The organism is Psychrobacter maritimus, assembly GCF_029953575.1.
Lineage (GTDB): Bacteria > Pseudomonadota > Gammaproteobacteria > Pseudomonadales > Moraxellaceae > Psychrobacter > Psychrobacter maritimus.
This window is the reverse complement of sequence record NZ_CP124526.1, coordinates 778,501-793,993: the sequence shown is the minus strand read 5'-3', so window position 1 is coordinate 793,993 and position 15,493 is coordinate 778,501. Positions and strand designations below refer to the sequence as shown.

The 15,493-nt window shown below is 42.5% G+C and carries 13 protein-coding genes; 7 read left to right on the top strand and 6 right to left on the bottom strand.

The features are described from left to right. The first annotated feature begins 61 nt into the window (after positions 1-61). The 3 genes from QJS82_RS03390 (at position 62) to infA (ending at position 2,457) form a co-directional block, all read left to right on the top strand. Positions 62-1,147 carry an asparaginase gene (locus QJS82_RS03390; RefSeq protein ID WP_438656651.1) on the top strand — a complete coding sequence of 362 codons (1,086 nt, stop codon included), beginning with the start codon at positions 62-64 and terminating at the stop codon, positions 1,145-1,147. Between the two features lie 88 nt (positions 1,148-1,235). Continuing rightward, positions 1,236-2,075 carry a tRNA pseudouridine(38-40) synthase TruA gene (truA, locus tag QJS82_RS03385; RefSeq protein WP_281491220.1) on the top strand — a complete coding sequence of 280 codons (840 nt, stop codon included), beginning with the start codon at positions 1,236-1,238 and terminating at the stop codon, positions 2,073-2,075. A gap of 160 nt (positions 2,076-2,235) precedes the next feature. After that, the gene (gene infA / locus QJS82_RS03380; protein WP_021814850.1) at positions 2,236-2,457 is read left to right on the top strand and encodes a translation initiation factor IF-1; all 222 of its coding nucleotides are present in this window, start codon (positions 2,236-2,238) and stop codon (positions 2,455-2,457) included. A 452-nt stretch (positions 2,458-2,909) separates the two neighbouring features. Here the strand turns inward: infA and QJS82_RS03375 are convergent, their stop codons facing one another. From QJS82_RS03375 to QJS82_RS03360, 4 genes are all read right to left on the bottom strand, one after another. Further along, complete coding sequence (locus tag QJS82_RS03375) at positions 2,910-3,998, bottom strand: L,D-transpeptidase family protein (RefSeq protein WP_281491219.1); 1,089 nt, start codon at positions 3,996-3,998, stop codon at positions 2,910-2,912. A gap of 484 nt (positions 3,999-4,482) precedes the next feature. Next, entirely contained in the window at positions 4,483-5,586 is a 1,104-nt protein-coding gene (gene leuB / locus QJS82_RS03370) for a 3-isopropylmalate dehydrogenase (RefSeq protein ID WP_271133018.1), read from the bottom strand. A 254-nt stretch (positions 5,587-5,840) separates the two neighbouring features. Then, positions 5,841-6,611, bottom strand: coding sequence for a hypothetical protein (locus QJS82_RS03365; RefSeq protein ID WP_281491218.1), 771 nt, complete (start codon positions 6,609-6,611; stop codon positions 5,841-5,843). A 240-nt stretch (positions 6,612-6,851) separates the two neighbouring features. Further along, a complete protein-coding gene (locus QJS82_RS03360; protein WP_281491217.1) occupies positions 6,852-8,156 on the bottom strand; it encodes an RNA-guided endonuclease InsQ/TnpB family protein in 1,305 nt (434 codons plus the stop codon). Positions 8,157-8,230: 74 nt separating this feature from the next. Between QJS82_RS03360 and tnpA the strand changes: the two genes are divergently transcribed. Beyond that, positions 8,231-8,629: an IS200/IS605 family transposase gene (gene tnpA, locus QJS82_RS03355; protein ID WP_438656428.1), complete on the top strand. Its 399-nt coding sequence runs from the start codon at positions 8,231-8,233 to the stop codon at positions 8,627-8,629. Positions 8,630-8,708: 79 nt separating this feature from the next. Here the strand turns inward: tnpA and leuD are convergent, their stop codons facing one another. Further along, complete coding sequence (gene leuD / locus QJS82_RS03350; RefSeq protein ID WP_201564702.1) at positions 8,709-9,359, bottom strand: 3-isopropylmalate dehydratase small subunit; 651 nt, start codon at positions 9,357-9,359, stop codon at positions 8,709-8,711. 54 nt (positions 9,360-9,413) lie between these two features. Next, positions 9,414-10,832, bottom strand: a complete 1,419-nt coding sequence (gene leuC, locus QJS82_RS03345) for a 3-isopropylmalate dehydratase large subunit (RefSeq protein ID WP_281491216.1) — start codon at positions 10,830-10,832, stop codon at positions 9,414-9,416. Positions 10,833-11,266: 434 nt separating this feature from the next. On the opposite strand from leuC, the gene QJS82_RS03340 reads away from it, so the two are divergent. The 3 genes from QJS82_RS03340 to QJS82_RS03330 all read left to right on the top strand — a co-directional run bounded on the left by QJS82_RS03340 (position 11,267) and on the right by QJS82_RS03330 (position 15,386). After that, a complete protein-coding gene (locus QJS82_RS03340) occupies positions 11,267-12,139 on the top strand; it encodes a LysR family transcriptional regulator (RefSeq protein WP_201564708.1) in 873 nt (290 codons plus the stop codon). Between the two features lie 511 nt (positions 12,140-12,650). Next, positions 12,651-14,150, top strand: coding sequence for a sodium/proline symporter PutP (gene putP / locus QJS82_RS03335; protein WP_281491215.1), 1,500 nt, complete (start codon positions 12,651-12,653; stop codon positions 14,148-14,150). A gap of 354 nt (positions 14,151-14,504) precedes the next feature. Further along, positions 14,505-15,386: an IS982-like element IS1599 family transposase gene (locus QJS82_RS03330; protein WP_281491214.1), complete on the top strand. Its 882-nt coding sequence runs from the start codon at positions 14,505-14,507 to the stop codon at positions 15,384-15,386. The last annotated feature ends 107 nt before the right edge of the window (positions 15,387-15,493 follow it).

Here is a 15,493-nt window from a genome sequence, read left to right as displayed (position 1 = left end):
CTTAGCGGCGCTTTCTGCTCTCATTTCTCTTCACTGTGCTAATACTATGCCATCCTCTACTATGACAAAGACACGCTCCAATCCTATTCGACTCATTTATGCTGGTGGTACTTTTGGTAGCTACGGGCGACCCTTAGCACCGTTATCGGCAGATATTTTTTTGCCGACCTTGCAATACTTACTGGCTGAGCAAAATAATGCTAATAATCTGCCTCAGGTTTCATGGCTTGATAATACTTTAATTAAAGACAGCAGCCAGCTTACCCCTAGTGACTTTGTACATTTTTATGAGCTTTTGCTATCCGCCTATGCCCAAGGCGACAGGCGGTTTGTGCTTATTACTGGTACGGATACTTTGAGTTATTTAGGCGCGTTTTTAGCAGAGGCTTTTGCTGGTAGTGATATTTGCGTGGTTATCACTGCTAGTATGCGCCCATTATTAGACAGTAACGTGTTGCACTCTTACACCATTGACGCAAATAGCGATGCTTGGGATAACTTCACCGATTCCTTAAAATTGGCGGCAGCTGGTGAATCAGGTATAAAGATTGGTTTTGGCGGCGAGTCTTGGCCAGCGCAGACAGTACAAAAAATTCATAGCCACGATTTGATGGCATTTACCGGTCACTCTCGAGCGGCCTATCCTGCCAATAGTTATATCAAAAGCTTACCAGATACCCGCCGCCAGCACTGGCTAGATGATCAGCAAGAATTGGTCGACTTTATTGAAGCTCGGGCTAAGCAAGCGCGCATTCATGCCTTATATTGCCTGCCGAACGACACTGAGGTGATGAGTAATCAGCTACAGGCATTATTATCACTGCCGCCTTGTGGGATTATTTTATTAGGTTTCGGCGCAGGCAACGTTCCTTATTCGCCAGCGCTAGCAGAAGCACTAGAACTTGCTTATAAAAGTGGCCACATGGTGGTATGCGCTAGCCAGTCTCCATTTGGCGGGGTCAGTGAGAGCTATGCTGCCGGTAGTTGGCAGTATGATTACCATGTAATTAGCGGCGGACGTTTAACAATTCCCGCTATTTATGCACGGCTGTTATGGCTTTTACTGCGTTATGATAGTCCGGCAAGACGCCGTCAGCGCTGGCTCAACAATGTCAATCAAGCTGGCACTAGTATCAAGAAACGTTAGACTAGCGTTGAATATGCGTACTTTATAAGCGCCAATACTAGAATTTCCAATACTATAATGCCCAATAACACCCATGCCCGAGATTAACATGTCCGAAATTAACAGCATCGAAGCTAAAGCTCCCCCAACCTATATATTAGCCATCGCCATTGAGTTTTTGGGTACTCACTATCATGGTTGGCAGCGGCAACGAGAAGTATTGGGCGTCCAAGAAGCGTTAGAGACAGCTATCGGTAAAATCGCGAATGAGACAGTAGAGGTCGTCGCGGCTGGTCGTACCGATGCAAGCGTCCATGCCAGCAATATGATTGCCCATTTTACCACTCATGCCTATCGTCACCCTCATAACTGGCTGCGCGGCGTCAACAGCTTATTGCCCGATGATATAGCCCTACGCTGGGTACAGCCGATGCCTGACGACTTTCATGCCCGTTTCGGGGCTATTGCCCGTCGTTATCGCTATATCACGCTCAATCAAGCCCAGCGCCCTGCTATTTTAAATCACCAAGTGACTCATATCTATGAGCCGCTGGATTTAGCAGCGATGCAAGTAGCGGCGGCTGATATCGTTGGTACTCACGATTTTAGCAGCTACCGTGCTGCTGCCTGTCAGTCTAATCAGCCCGTCCGCTCAGTCAGTCATGCAAGACTCTTTGCCCACGGTCAATTTATTGTTTTTGACATTCAGGCGGATGGCTTTTTGCATCATATGGTGCGTAATTTGATGGGCACTTTATATGCCATTGGTCGACACGAATTGCCGCCCGCAGCCTTTTTGGATATTTTAGCCAAAAAGGATCGTACGATTGCGCCGCCGACAGCTTCTGGTGATGGCCTATATTTTATTAACGCCTATTATCCTAAGCGTTTTCAACAATTACTGCCCGATGCGCCCTTAACTCCTACTTGGCTCAACCTACCCGATTAAGCTAATATAAGCGGGCATAGTGCTTATCTACTACAGCCCCTCGTTAAAAGATAACATACATATCACTTACAGGCTGTCAAGCAAAAATCAGGTTCCGTATTGCTTTAATCCGCTAAGTTACGTATAATATGGGCTTATTTTTAATTGATTGATACAAATTATGGCAAAAGACGATATTATTGAATTTGAAGGCGAAGTCATTGACACCCTTCCAAATACATTGTTTAAAGTTCGTTTAGAAAACGGACACGAAATCATTGCGCACATCTCAGGTAAGATGCGCAAACATTACATTCGCATTTTGACTGGCGATAAAGTTAAGGTTGAGATGACGCCTTACGATTTATCAAAAGGTCGCATTACTTACCGTGGTAAAAACTAAATTCTTATTGGCTAAAATGGTTATAACAGCATTAATATAAATGCTTGAGAGGTTTAACTGATAATAATAATGATACTGCTAGCCTACTCATTATTGCCTATCATATTTTAGTCTATTAATATTGTTTTTTGCTTTTACCATAAAAAATACCGCTACTTTTAGCGGTATTTTTTTGTCTTCATTTTAAGAGCTAAATCTTAGGGCTTAATTGTTTTCTTAATAACGGTTTTTAAATAACAACCTATAAATATAGTGAGCTCACTTTGCAACCGATATAGTCAATCTTAAATAAAATCAGTACAAGTATTATAACGCGCTACTGGTATTCATTTTTCTTGCTTGCTGTGCCTACGCAGACAGAGGCTGCGCAAAATGAATACCAGTCGCACGTAACTGTTAGCGTATCTAGCGCATCGATTTTATTGCTAACCAACTATAGCGATAGTGATGACTTATTTAAACTCAACGGTTGCGCCGTTTTGAATCACCCCTAGCAATGCAAGCGCGTCCCAGTTAGTCAAGCGTATACAGCCTGCTGATGCTTGACGGCTGATACGCGCAGGATCTGGTGAACCATGAATACCGTATGAAGGCTTACTCAGGCCTATCCATACCAGCCCGACTGGATTATTAGGACCTGGTGGAATAATAGCTTTGCTACCATCATTGCCTGTGTAGGTATAATTAGGCTCATGTACCTTTACTTCTACCGTATGCGTCCCTGTTGGCGATGGCGTCGCTGTGCTACCTACCGTGGTCGGATAGCTGGCAATTAAGTTATTTTTATCGTCATAAGCGTATAACGTTTCGGTCGCTTTGTCAGCAACAACACGGCTCACAGGCTTGGTATTAGGATTGCCTGGGTTATAAACGGTAATGGTTTCGCCGGCGCTGAATCTAGCATTAGGATTGAGCGCTTTAAGGTATTTTTCGCTCATATGGAACTTTTCTGCTAAGCCTTCCGTCACGCTTTCATAATACATGCCATCGAGCTTGGCTTTGGCTTCTGCGCCAGCGGGAATGGTAGTGGTTTTAATATTGACATCCGCTTCACTCAGCTGATAACGAACCAATACTGGCTGTGTCGTCAGCTTATCATTTTTAGTCAATGCCTGCCAAGTCTCGTTATTTAAAGCATCAGTTACCGTCAAGCCATTGGCTCTTTGAAACGCTTGCATAGCTTTGATGGTGTTTTTACCCCAATATCCATCAACTGCACCAACGCCATTTTGGTTCCAGTTTAATAGAGCTTGCAGCTTGGTAGTAGTCTCACGATCTCTCTTCATTCCTTGTTTCCAAGTAGCACTATTTACCTTTTGCGCCTGCACTGGCAAATTTTCAGTGGTATATTTAATCGTTGGTAAATACTTATTTAACGACGCGGCAGCTTTACTGTTACCGGCAACTTTTTGACTGATGCCATTGGTTACTGGGCTAATATCCTTAGTATTATCAGTAGCAGCAAAGCTTGAGCTCATCAATAGAGCCGTTGATAAACCAAACGCCGCTAAGGCACTACTGATTTTTGTTACCTTATACATGTAAAACTCCTAGAATTATAATTGATGTTCTTTTTATTAGAATTTAATGAGAAATTTACTATTAAAGCCCTTTGCTTATAAAAACCTTATTTAAAGCTCAATGGCTAGAGCTTAATAGTTTTTAAATTATTATGATGTCATACAGAAATATTGCAGATAAATAACCCTTACTTTAATGAGCTAGTAAGCTACTTATAGTGACAGATCGGCGTGTGAGGATATAACAGCTTTGTGTTAATTAAACCTATGTCCTGCGGTAGCTGTGTTAAAAAAAGGCTTTTTTTGCGACCAGCTTATTGAGTGTGTTACGGTAAAAAACGATTATTTAAATAAGCATAAAAAAACCCATAACTTGCTAAGCAAATTATAGGTTTCTCGCTATGAGGATTTCTAATTATCATGCTTTCTAGTTTTTAAGATTTCTAGCTATTAAGGCTTCTAGTTAACAATATTTGAAAAATCCGCTTATATTAAAGCTGCATTCCTAAACCAATTTTGCCAGTACCGCCTGCCCCATTTCTTGACAACCTACTTGTTTGAGTCCTGTCTCGCTACGATCGAGGATATCAATGGTACGTAACCCATCGTCAAGTACGTCACTGACTGCTTGCTCAATCGCTTGCGCGGCAGCTTCTTGTTTAAAAGTATAACGCAGCATCATCGCCACAGATAAAATGGTCGCCAATGGATTGGCTTTATCTTGACCAGCGATATCAGGGGCTGAACCATGGCAAGGCTCATACATGCCTTTACCCGCCTCATCGAGGCTTGCTGACGGCAGCATACCGATAGAACCAGTCAGCATCGCCGCTTCATCAGATAAGATATCACCAAACATGTTGCCGGTGACCATCACATCAAACTGCTTAGGGTCTTTAATCAGCTGCATACAAGCATTGTCAGCATACATATGCGATAACGCCACATCGCTATAGTCCGCTTGCTGCATCTCAATCATCGTCTGCTTCCACAGCTCAGTGACTTCTAAAACATTGGCTTTATCGATTGAGCAAACCTTAGCTGGCGTACCTGCTGCTTGTGCACGAGTTTTCGCCAATTCAAAAGCGACTTTACCGATACGTTGAATTTCACTGGTGCTATAAACCATGGTGTTATAGCCTTGCTGCTCACCATTCGCTAAGGTACGAATACCGCGCGGCTCGCCGAAATAAATACCACCGGTTAATTCACGTACAATCAGCAAGTCTAGACCCGAGATAATCTCAGGCTTGATGCTTGAAGCATTGACAAGCTGCGGATAAAGTTTGGCTACGCGCAGATTGGCAAATAAACCAAGCTCACTACGAATTTTAAGTAAGCCACGTTCAGGACGTTTGCTACGCTCAATACCATCCCATTTAGGACCACCAACCGCACCCAATAACACCGCATCTGCTGCGCGCGCACGTTGTAGCGTTTCTTCTGGCAATGGTTCACCCGTGGCATCAAACGCCACACCACCGATTAATCCAGATTCAAGGGTTAAGCCTAATTCAAACTTATTATTGACAGCATTAAGCACATCAACGGCTTGAGTCATGATTTCAGGGCCAATGCCATCGCCTGCTAATGTTAAAATCGTTGCCATACTGATCCTTGTGAGTAAATGGTTAAGTAAATATTCTTTATGGAATTGATGTTTATGCTACTGATACTTATGCTACTAATACTTATGGTATTGCTATTTAGGGTACTGCTAACAAGCTTATAAGAGCCTGTTAAAAAATGACTTCTTGTGTAATGCCTTACACAAGAAGTCAGGGTCTATCTGTTTAAATAAGTTTCTTTAAATAAGCTCCTTTAAATAAACTTCTTTAAATAAGCTTCGATGCAAACGCCTTTCTATGAAGCTTTGGCTTTTACTTTATTTTTTGCTAGTGGCTTTGATGGCGACTGAGTAGGTTCAGCTTTAACAACACGAGTTTCTACAAACTCTCCTTGATGCTCAGCCCCTATCTCTTTGCAAAAGCGGCGCTGGACACTATTGCCTTGATATAGCTCAACACATAATGGCTCTGGCGAAGCGCTATCAAGCAAACTGCCTGAGTTGTTGCTAGACTTTTTTTGATAAGCGCGCAGCTGATAGGTTCCTGCCTCAGAAAAATCGTGAATCAACGCGAAACGCTCGACATAGCCCACGTTATTTTCTGGATAGAAATTGACTTGTACCTCACGTTTGCCAGGCTTTACTCGCGCATAATAATTGGTTAGCCCAGGCATAGCAGATGCTGACAAGGGTACAATTTTTATCGCTTTTTTATGAGTAAGCGGCGTCATATCCATCGCCATTGGCGCTTGTCCATGCTTATTACCAGTCCGGCTCTTACCGTTTGCATTCACCGCTTGCATCGCAACCAGCATGGTAGGATTAAGAGGCTCATGAGTATCACTACCTATAATGCGCGTTTGGTCAATGCGGGCAATTTCGCAATGATAAGTACCGACACAGGCAATATTTACTTCACCGGCGACAGGGGTTATTTTCCCAGTCCATACCTTGGCATTTTCTGCCGAGTCTATTTGTTGATAACCCGTCAATACCTGACAGCCAGATAATAATAAACTTGCGGCAATAGCCGTACTTGTCCATACAACAAAGCGTGTTTTATTCATAATGGTGGCTACTATTTATGAGGTAGAAATTACGATAAGGTAAAAATACATTATCATTCATTTTAGCCACTTAATTACCATAACTCAACGCCGTATTAGCGCTGAGCACTTTTATATGTTGAATAATATTTTCTACTAAAAAAGTTTTATCAGTCCTTTGAATACTAAGGACTATTCTCTATTGACATACTCCCGCCACTTTCGCCAAGCTCAAGTGTGGGATTCTAAAAGCAAATGCTGTTAGGTGGCTTTCTCACGAAGGCCACAAGTTTTCTGCTTCATCGGGCGACCTTTACCGCATCCTCCCTCCGCAGACAAAGCGGCATGTCCTGCCGCTAATATATTGCGAGCCGCATTAAAATCAGCGTTCGCAACATACCTGCATTTGACGCACTCGAACTTGGCCTGAGTTTGTCGATTCTCTTTGGCGATATGCTTGCATTCAAAGCAGGTCTGGCTGGTATATCGTGGATTAATTTTTATAAGTAATCCGCCTTGCCAGTGCTGCTTATACTCAAGCATATCAACCATCATGCCCCAGCCTTGATCTAAGATCAACTTATTCAATCCTGACTTAGCTTTGACATTGCGCCCATGCTGAACGGCAGAGCCGCTAGCTGACTGCGACATATTGACTACTTTCAAATCCTCAACAACAATCATGGCGTGGTTTTTGCTGATGTTGGTGGTGATTTTATGCAAGTAATCGTGGCGAATATTGGCGATATGATGATGAAGTTTTTGAATCTTACGGTTTTGCTTTTTCCAGTTTTGGCTAAATAAAACCTTACGACTCAACTGCCGTTGCAACTTTGCCAGTTTGACTTGATTGGATTTAAAGCTATTTTTGGGTTTAATGTACTGACCGTCTGAGGTACTGATGAGTTTGGTGATGCCTAAATCAATGCCGATGGCGGTTTTAGAAGGGTGAATTGGGTTTTCAATCTCGCGCTCACCCCCAAAAGACACGTACCAGTGCCCTGATTTCTTGCTGATGGTGACGTTTTTGATGGTGCCGATGATATCTTGCGACTTTCTAAACTTCACCAAACCAATACCATTCGGTAGTTTGACTCGATTGCCTTCAATACGGCAATACTTATCAAATTGAACCAAGCGGATTGAATCACAGCCATCTGATTTACGCTTAAATCTTGGCATTAGTGGGCGTAGTTGAATCTCTGTGCCATCAGCCAATTTAAAGAATTTAGGCTTTCTTATTTTCTTCTTATTTTCTTTTAACCTGGCATGAACTTTCGGATCAAAAAAGCGTGACCAAGCCGATGCCAAGTCACGAACTTTTTGTTGTAAAGACACCGCATTTGAGTGGCTTTTTAAGAACTCAAAATCAGGATTATTCTTTAGATCCATGATTTTATTAACCAAGTTGGTGGCATTAATAAACTCATTGTTGGCAAACATCTCGAATGACATTGCTAGCATTTGATTCCAAACAAAACGCGCAGAGCCGACAAGGTTATTTAAAATAACCTGTTGCTCTACGTTAGGCTCAAGCCTAAATTTATACGCCTTGTTGATTTTCATTTCTGACTACTTTCTCAATGAGTGTGTATTTGATATAATGCATACAACATTAGCACTTTAGGGTATTAATTACAATGAGTGAGATATATAAAAACCGCTATGCCGCCTTTAATCTTCATGTTCATTTGGTTTTTATCACTAAGTATCGAAAGAAGGTGTTAGGCGAGGTGCATCATAAACAATTTAGTGAGTATGCCGCCGAGGTCTGTAGGAGCTTTGATGCTGAGTTAAAAGAGTGTAAGGGTGAGGCCGACCATATGCACATGCTGATTCAGTACCCACCAACAGTGCAGATAAGCAAATTGGTTAATAACTTGAAGTCAGTCACCAGTAGACGCATGAGAGGTGATTTCATTGATTTAAGAGCTGCTTATCTAAAGCCTGTACTTTGGTCACGATCATATTTTGCAGGGTCATGTGATGGTGCGCCATTAGAGGTGATTAAGCAGTACATTCAAAACCAACAAGGTTAATAACTTATGCGAAATTCACCTCCACCCTAATGTCGGATGGAGTCCTCTTTCGCTTTTTGAGATAGCTGTCCTCTAATAGCTATGCTCTAACGTCATTAAATATCCAAGGCGTTTTTTGCATCATTTTATGCTCATAGTCTTTAATTGCATCGCTTTGCTGTAAAGTCAGGCCGATATCATCAAGACCATTTAGCAAGCAATGCTTACGAAACTCATCCACCTCAAAAGCATACTCTTCACCGCTTGGAGTAATAACCACTTGACGCTCAAGGTCGGCGGTTAACTCATAGCCTTCATTGGCAAGCGTTGCTTTCATCAAGGTATCAACAATGGCTTCATCCAAGACGATTGGCAGCATGCCATTCTTAAAGCAGTTATTATAAAAAATATCAGCAAAGCTTGGTGCAATAATAGTACGAAAGCCGTATTCTGAAAGCGCCCAAGGTGCATGTTCACGGCTCGAGCCACAGCCAAAGTTTCTGCGTGCCAGCAAAATGGTTGCGCCTTGATAACGTGGCTGATTCAAGACAAAATCTGGGTTAATCACGCGGGTGCTATTGTCTTGACCCGGATAACCTTCGTCAAGGTAACGCCAATCATCAAATAAATTGACGCCAAAGCCAGTACGTTTAATGGATTTTAAAAATTGTTTGGCGATAATTTGGTCGGTATCGACGTTTGCGCGATCGAGCGGACAAACGATACCCGTTTGGGTGTTATAAGCTTGCATAAGATTTCCTATCAAATAAATTTATTATCGATAAATAAAGCACATGGTCAAAGATTAAAACGTGCGCACATCGACAAAGTGACCAGCCAAAGCTGCTGCTGCTGCCATCGCTGGGCTGACCAAATGCGTGCGACCGCCATTACCCTGACGACCCTCAAAGTTACGGTTAGACGTTGAGGCACAATGCTCTTGCGGCTCAAGCTTATCGGCATTCATCGCCAAACACATAGAGCAGCCCGGCTCGCGCCACTCAAAACCCGCTTCCGTGAACAAAGCATCTAAGCCTTCTGCTTCTGCCTGCAATTTCACTTGACCAGAACCTGCAACAACAATGGCTTCTTTAATATTATCGGCAACTTTACGACCTTTAATCACTGCTGCTGCATCACGTAAATCTTCGATACGTGAGTTGGTACATGAACCAATAAAGATACGGTCAAGCTGGATATCGGTGATTTTTTGCCCAGCTTCTAAACCCATATAAGTATAAGCACGCAACCAGCCTTCTTCTTGCGCTTCATCAGCCGCTTGGTCAGGGGTTGGTACCGACTGAGTGATATCAACGACCATTTCAGGAGAAGTACCCCAAGAAACTTGCGGTGCTATCTCGCTACCATCAATCTCAACCACGGTATCAAATACGGCATCATCATCTGAGTACAAGGTGCGCCAATAAGCTTCCGCTTGCTCCCACTGCTCCTCAGTCGGTGCATAAGGACGGCCTTTCACATATTCAATGGTCGTATCATCGACAGCAACCATGCCGACGCGTGCGCCCGCTTCAATTGCCATATTACAGACGGTCATACGACCTTCCATGCTCATGTCTTCAAATACTTGTCCAGCAAACTCAATCGCATGCCCTGTCCCGCCAGCGGTACCAATTTTGGCAATGATAGCAAGCACCACATCTTTTGACGTCACGCCAGCGCCAAGCTTACCGGTGACCCGGATTTGCATATTTTTTGATTTCTTTTGAATCAAACACTGGGTTGCCAATACATGCTCAACTTCTGAGGTGCCGATACCGTGTGCTAAGCAGCCAAGCGCACCATGGGTGGCGGTATGTGAATCACCACAAACGACCGTCATACCAGGCAAGACTAAGCCTTGCTCAGGACCGACCACGTGCAAAATACCTTGACGCGCATCATTAATGGTAAATTCAGCGATATTAAACTTGGCACAGTTTTCATCCAAGGTTAGTACTTGTAAGCGCGATACTTTATCTTTAATACCAGCCACGCCTTCTGAGCGCTCTTTAGTGACCGTTGGTACATTATGGTCAGGGCTTGCGATATTAGCCGACAGACGCCACGGCGCACGATTGGCAAGCTCTAAGCCTTCAAATGCTTGCGGGCTTGTCACTTCGTGTAGCAAATGGCGGTCGATATAAATCAGGCTCGAACCATCATCGCGCTTGGTGACTTCGTGAGCATTCCAAAGTTTGTCATATAACGTTTGACCGGCCATGTTGCTATCCTTTTTTAGTTGCTAATTTCTGAATGACTGCTTTAATAATGAGTGAGTGACAAAATATTTTTGTCTACTGACGCACTTTAATTTAATACTTTGTTACTACCTGTTTATTGTTACTACCTGTTTATTCATTTATGTTTTATAAACCCTGATTAAGACGTTATAGGCACAAAGAATAAACACAGATATTTTATAATATTTATCCTCTATTGCCTTAATGGCTACTCAAAATACGCCATATACTGCCAATCATGACGTTAACAGAATAAATATGTCACAATACGTCTAGATGTCTTGTGATTATAGCAGGCTAATCCTATAATAATAATTGATGATTTTTGCATAGTCACAAACTTTTATTTCTAATTCATTATGATTAGGCTAGCCAACTTTTATTTATAGCTCGTTATGTAGCTAAGGACATCGGTGTGAATACCACAAATTTGACGACATTTGTCACTGTTATGAAGACAGGCAGCATCTCAGGTGCAGCAGAAAAGCTATTTATTACTCAGCCTGCGGTCAGTAAGCGCATCAAAAATTTAGAAGATGAGTTTAATATTACCCTATTTGATACGGTTGGTCGCGGCATTGTACCGACGCAAGCCGCCAGTGAAATGCTGCCTCATGCCAAACGCTGGCTTGAAGATTATGAAAACTTTAAAATTAATCTACAGCATTCGCAGCATATCGTCTCTGGAAAATTGGTGATTGGTACCAGCCATCATATCGGCTTGCATCACCTAGCCCCTGTGCTTAAGCATTTTATCCAAGCTTATCCTGCCGTACAACTAGAAGTGCATTTTGTCGATTCTGAAACTGCCCATAAAGCGGTGCTCGATGGCGATTTATCATTGGCATTTTTAACGCTGCCGCCTGTCTACGATAAGCGTTTGACCTATCATACCTTATGGTCAGATCCGCTCTACTTTATGACCGGCACTTTATCGCCTTTAGCGACCAAATCCAATGTAACGCTCGAGCAATTGGCGCGCTATCCTGCAATCCTGCCATCTGCCAATACCTTTACCAGTCAAATTACCTTGGCGGAATTTGCTAAGCACAATCTAAAACCTTATGCCACTATGAGCACCAACCCGCTTGAGTCTATTCGGATGTTGGTTTCTGTTGGACTTGGCTGGTCGGTATTACCACAAACGATGGTCAGTCAGGATTTAGAACGTATTGATATGGCAGATAATATCGAATTGCAGCGTTATTTGGGCGTGGTTATCAATCCAAAACTAACACAATCAAGCAGCGTGACGGCATTATTAGAATTGCTAGCGCCCATTGAATAACGAGTAAGTAAACTCTTTGACAATATTGGCTAAAAGAACTGCGTTATTTAGCAAAATAGCGCATTCGCATTTGTGCCACTCATACGTTATAATACATTTGACGTTGTTTAGATAACATAAATTTACCTTAAACACACTGATAGTCATATATTGAACACTTCTAGTAATATATGATAGTAAACAGTAGGTTTAGTGGTTTTAAATGATTGGTTATATAAACGACTGAGATTTATACATGATAAGCAGATGCGAGCGATGAAATTATAAAATTGACAGATGAATTTGCCGTTTGCGTTGAATCATGACTTTATAGATAGCAGTCCTAGAACAGCATCAATCATATAAAACTAACAGAAGATTTTGAATAAAAGCCATTATGTCCTACTTAATGGCTTTTTTCGTCTTTAGATTCTTTCATCTTAAGACATTGTTTTCGAACAGCATCTTGTAAGACCTGATTTTTATCATTCAAAATAATGACAGCCAATTATGTTGGTTAAGGACAGTTTATATGAACGGAGTTTCTAGTGGCGTGATGATATCACTTGGCGCCTATTTCTTAGTGATGATTGGGATTGGCATCTATGCTTATTTTAAGCAAACCAATGATACTGAAGGCTATATGCTTGGTGGTCGTAGTTTAGGCCCTGCAGTCACTGCCTTATCAGCAGGCGCATCGGACATGTCAGGCTGGTTACTACTTGGTTTGCCAGGTGCTATGTACGCTGACGGTGTCGTCAGTGCATGGATTGCCATTGGTTTAACCTTGGGTGCTTTTCTAAACTATCTTATCGTGGCGCCGCGCCTTCGTGTTTATACCGAAGTCGCTGACAACGCCATCACTTTACCGGATTATTTTGCCAACCGCTTTGAAGACAAGTCGCATTTGCTACGTGTCATCTCTGCCGTGGTTATTATCTTATTCTTTACCGTTTATACCGCTGCAAGTTTAGTCGGTGGTGGTAAACTTTTTGAAAGCTCGCTCAACCTTTCTTATAGTACAGGTTTATGGGTGACCGCTGGTGTGGTCGTTGCTTATACGCTATTTGGTGGTTTCTTAGCGGTATCGATGACTGACTTTGTACAGGGTATCATCATGCTATTTGCCATGGTGATTGTGCCTATTGTCGCCTTGACCGACCTTGGTGGTGTGTCGGCGACGACCAATGCCATCAGAGCCATTGACCCTAGTATGTTAGATATTACCAGCGGCATGACGGTACTCGGAATTGTATCGCTACTCGCTTGGGGGCTTGGTTATTTTGGTCAGCCGCATATTATCGTCCGTTTTATGGCCATTCGCTCAGTAAAAGATATCCCTACTGCGCGTAATATCGGTATGAGCTGGATGATTATCAGCCTTATCGGTGCTTGTGTGACAGGTATCGCTGGTCGCGCCTATGTACAAAAAACGGCAATGACATTAGACGACCCTGAAACCATCTTTTTGGTCTTTACCCAGTTCTTGTTCCATCCACTGGTATCGGGTTTCTTATTAGCCGCCATTTTAGCCGCTATTATGAGTACGATTTCCTCGCAATTACTCGTGGTATCGAGCTCATTGACTAAGGATGTTTATAAGCTATTCTTTGATAGAGATGCGCCAGAAGCGCGTCAAGTATTGGTTGGTCGACTCTCAGTTGTCGTGGTTGCTGTAGTCGCCATTCTACTTGCTTCGAACCCAGAAAGTTCTGTACTCAGCTTAGTATCTAACGCTTGGGCAGGATTTGGTGCAGCATTTGGACCACTGGTTATTTTCAGTCTGACATGGCGCGGCATGAACCGCAATGGCGCGGTCGCCGGTATGGTGGTTGGTGCATTGACCGTTATCCTGTGGGTCTATGGTCCTTTTGAGATGAATGGAGTGGCACTAAACAGTTGGTTATACGCTATCGTTCCAGGCTTTATCTTGAGTACCATCGCTATCTTTGCTGTCAGTATCATGACTGGTGGTCCAAGACCGTCAGTATCTGCGAAGTATAAAGAGATGGAAATGAACCTTAATAAATAAGTATTTTTTATCCATTATTGTATGATGGAAAAACCTCGCTATAATTAGCGAGGTTTTTTATTTCCTAATCAAATACTATAATATTCTTTCAATACTAATCAACAATATACCCTCAATTAGCGTAGTAAAAAAAGCGGGAGTAAGCGCTCCTCTACACCTCACAATCTGGTAGTTGTTCACCTTTAATTTAAAGTAGACACAACTTCATTGGAGAAGCTTTTATAGATTTTGTTTAACTTATACAGTAAGTAACCCCCCAGTTCGGGATAAGCGCTCAAAAAAAAGATAAAAAAAGAAGTCCGAAGTTGCTAAAGTAAGTTTACCAAGACAAACTTCACAACAAGGACTTCTTACATGGACAACCTAACCGAACTATACTGCCATATTGACGACTTTTATCAGCAATTCAAACCTGAGTTTGACGCTCATTTAATCGCAACGGGACACCAAAGGTTAAGAGCATGCCAGATAAGTGTAGCAGAGATTATGACCATCTTGGTACTGTTTCATCAACTGCGTTATCGACAGTTTAAGTCTTTTTACTACCATCACATGCTTGGCATGATGAAACGGGAGTTTCCAAATCTGCCGAGCTACTCGCGATTTATAGAGCTTGTGCCGCGCAGTATCATGCCACTGTGCAGCTACTTGCAAAGCATAATGGGTGACTGTACGGGTATCAGCTATATTGATTCAACCAAGATAGCAGTTTGTCATAACAAGCGTATCTACCGTCATAAAGTCTTTAAGGGACTTGCAACCCGAGGCAAAAGCAGCATGGGCTGGTTCTATGGCTTTAAGCTGCACGCCATTATCAATCATAAGGGCGAGCTTGTATCCGTTAAAGTCACTGCGGGTAATACGGATGACAGAGTGCCTGTTAAGGATATGGCAACACCTGTGTTTGGCAAGGTGTTTGGGGATAGAGGCTATATCAGTAAAGCCCTAAACGCGTGGCTCACAAAACACAGTGATACCACGCTGATCACTAAACTTCGGCGTAATATGAAACCCCAATTACTCAAGCCGATGGATGAGGTACTACTCAATCATCGCTCTTTGGTTGAAACGGTGTTTGGAGAGCTTAAAAACTTGTGCCAAATCGAACACTCACGCCATCGTAGTGTCACGGGGTTTATCACAAACTTGCTGTCAGGGTTGATTGCTTATTGCTGGTTTCCCTATAAACCCACCATCAAAAACATGCCTCAGCAGGGACAGGTAGCCACATTGTAAATAGTATCAATGAGTTACAATGTGGCTTATCCCGAACTAGGATTAAGTAACAAGGCTTCATACAAATATCATTCGAAAATCAACGTAATAGCTTTTATTTATAACTT

Coding starts and splice junctions, on each gene's coding strand:
- QJS82_RS03390 (WP_438656651.1), top strand. CDS start 62: ATGACAAAGACACGCTCCAATCCTATTCGACTCATTTATGCTGGTGGT.
- truA (WP_281491220.1), top strand. CDS start 1,236: ATGTCCGAAATTAACAGCATCGAAGCTAAAGCTCCCCCAACCTATATA.
- infA (WP_021814850.1), top strand. CDS start 2,236: ATGGCAAAAGACGATATTATTGAATTTGAAGGCGAAGTCATTGACACC.
- QJS82_RS03375 (WP_281491219.1), bottom strand. CDS start 3,998: ATGTATAAGGTAACAAAAATCAGTAGTGCCTTAGCGGCGTTTGGTTTA.
- leuB (WP_271133018.1), bottom strand. CDS start 5,586: ATGGCAACGATTTTAACATTAGCAGGCGATGGCATTGGCCCTGAAATC.
- QJS82_RS03365 (WP_281491218.1), bottom strand. CDS start 6,611: ATGAATAAAACACGCTTTGTTGTATGGACAAGTACGGCTATTGCCGCA.
- QJS82_RS03360 (WP_281491217.1), bottom strand. CDS start 8,156: ATGAAAATCAACAAGGCGTATAAATTTAGGCTTGAGCCTAACGTAGAG.
- tnpA (WP_438656428.1), top strand. CDS start 8,231: ATGAGTGAGATATATAAAAACCGCTATGCCGCCTTTAATCTTCATGTT.
- leuD (WP_201564702.1), bottom strand. CDS start 9,359: ATGCAAGCTTATAACACCCAAACGGGTATCGTTTGTCCGCTCGATCGC.
- leuC (WP_281491216.1), bottom strand. CDS start 10,832: ATGGCCGGTCAAACGTTATATGACAAACTTTGGAATGCTCACGAAGTC.
- putP (WP_281491215.1), top strand. CDS start 12,651: ATGAACGGAGTTTCTAGTGGCGTGATGATATCACTTGGCGCCTATTTC.
- QJS82_RS03330 (WP_281491214.1), top strand. CDS start 14,505: ATGGACAACCTAACCGAACTATACTGCCATATTGACGACTTTTATCAG.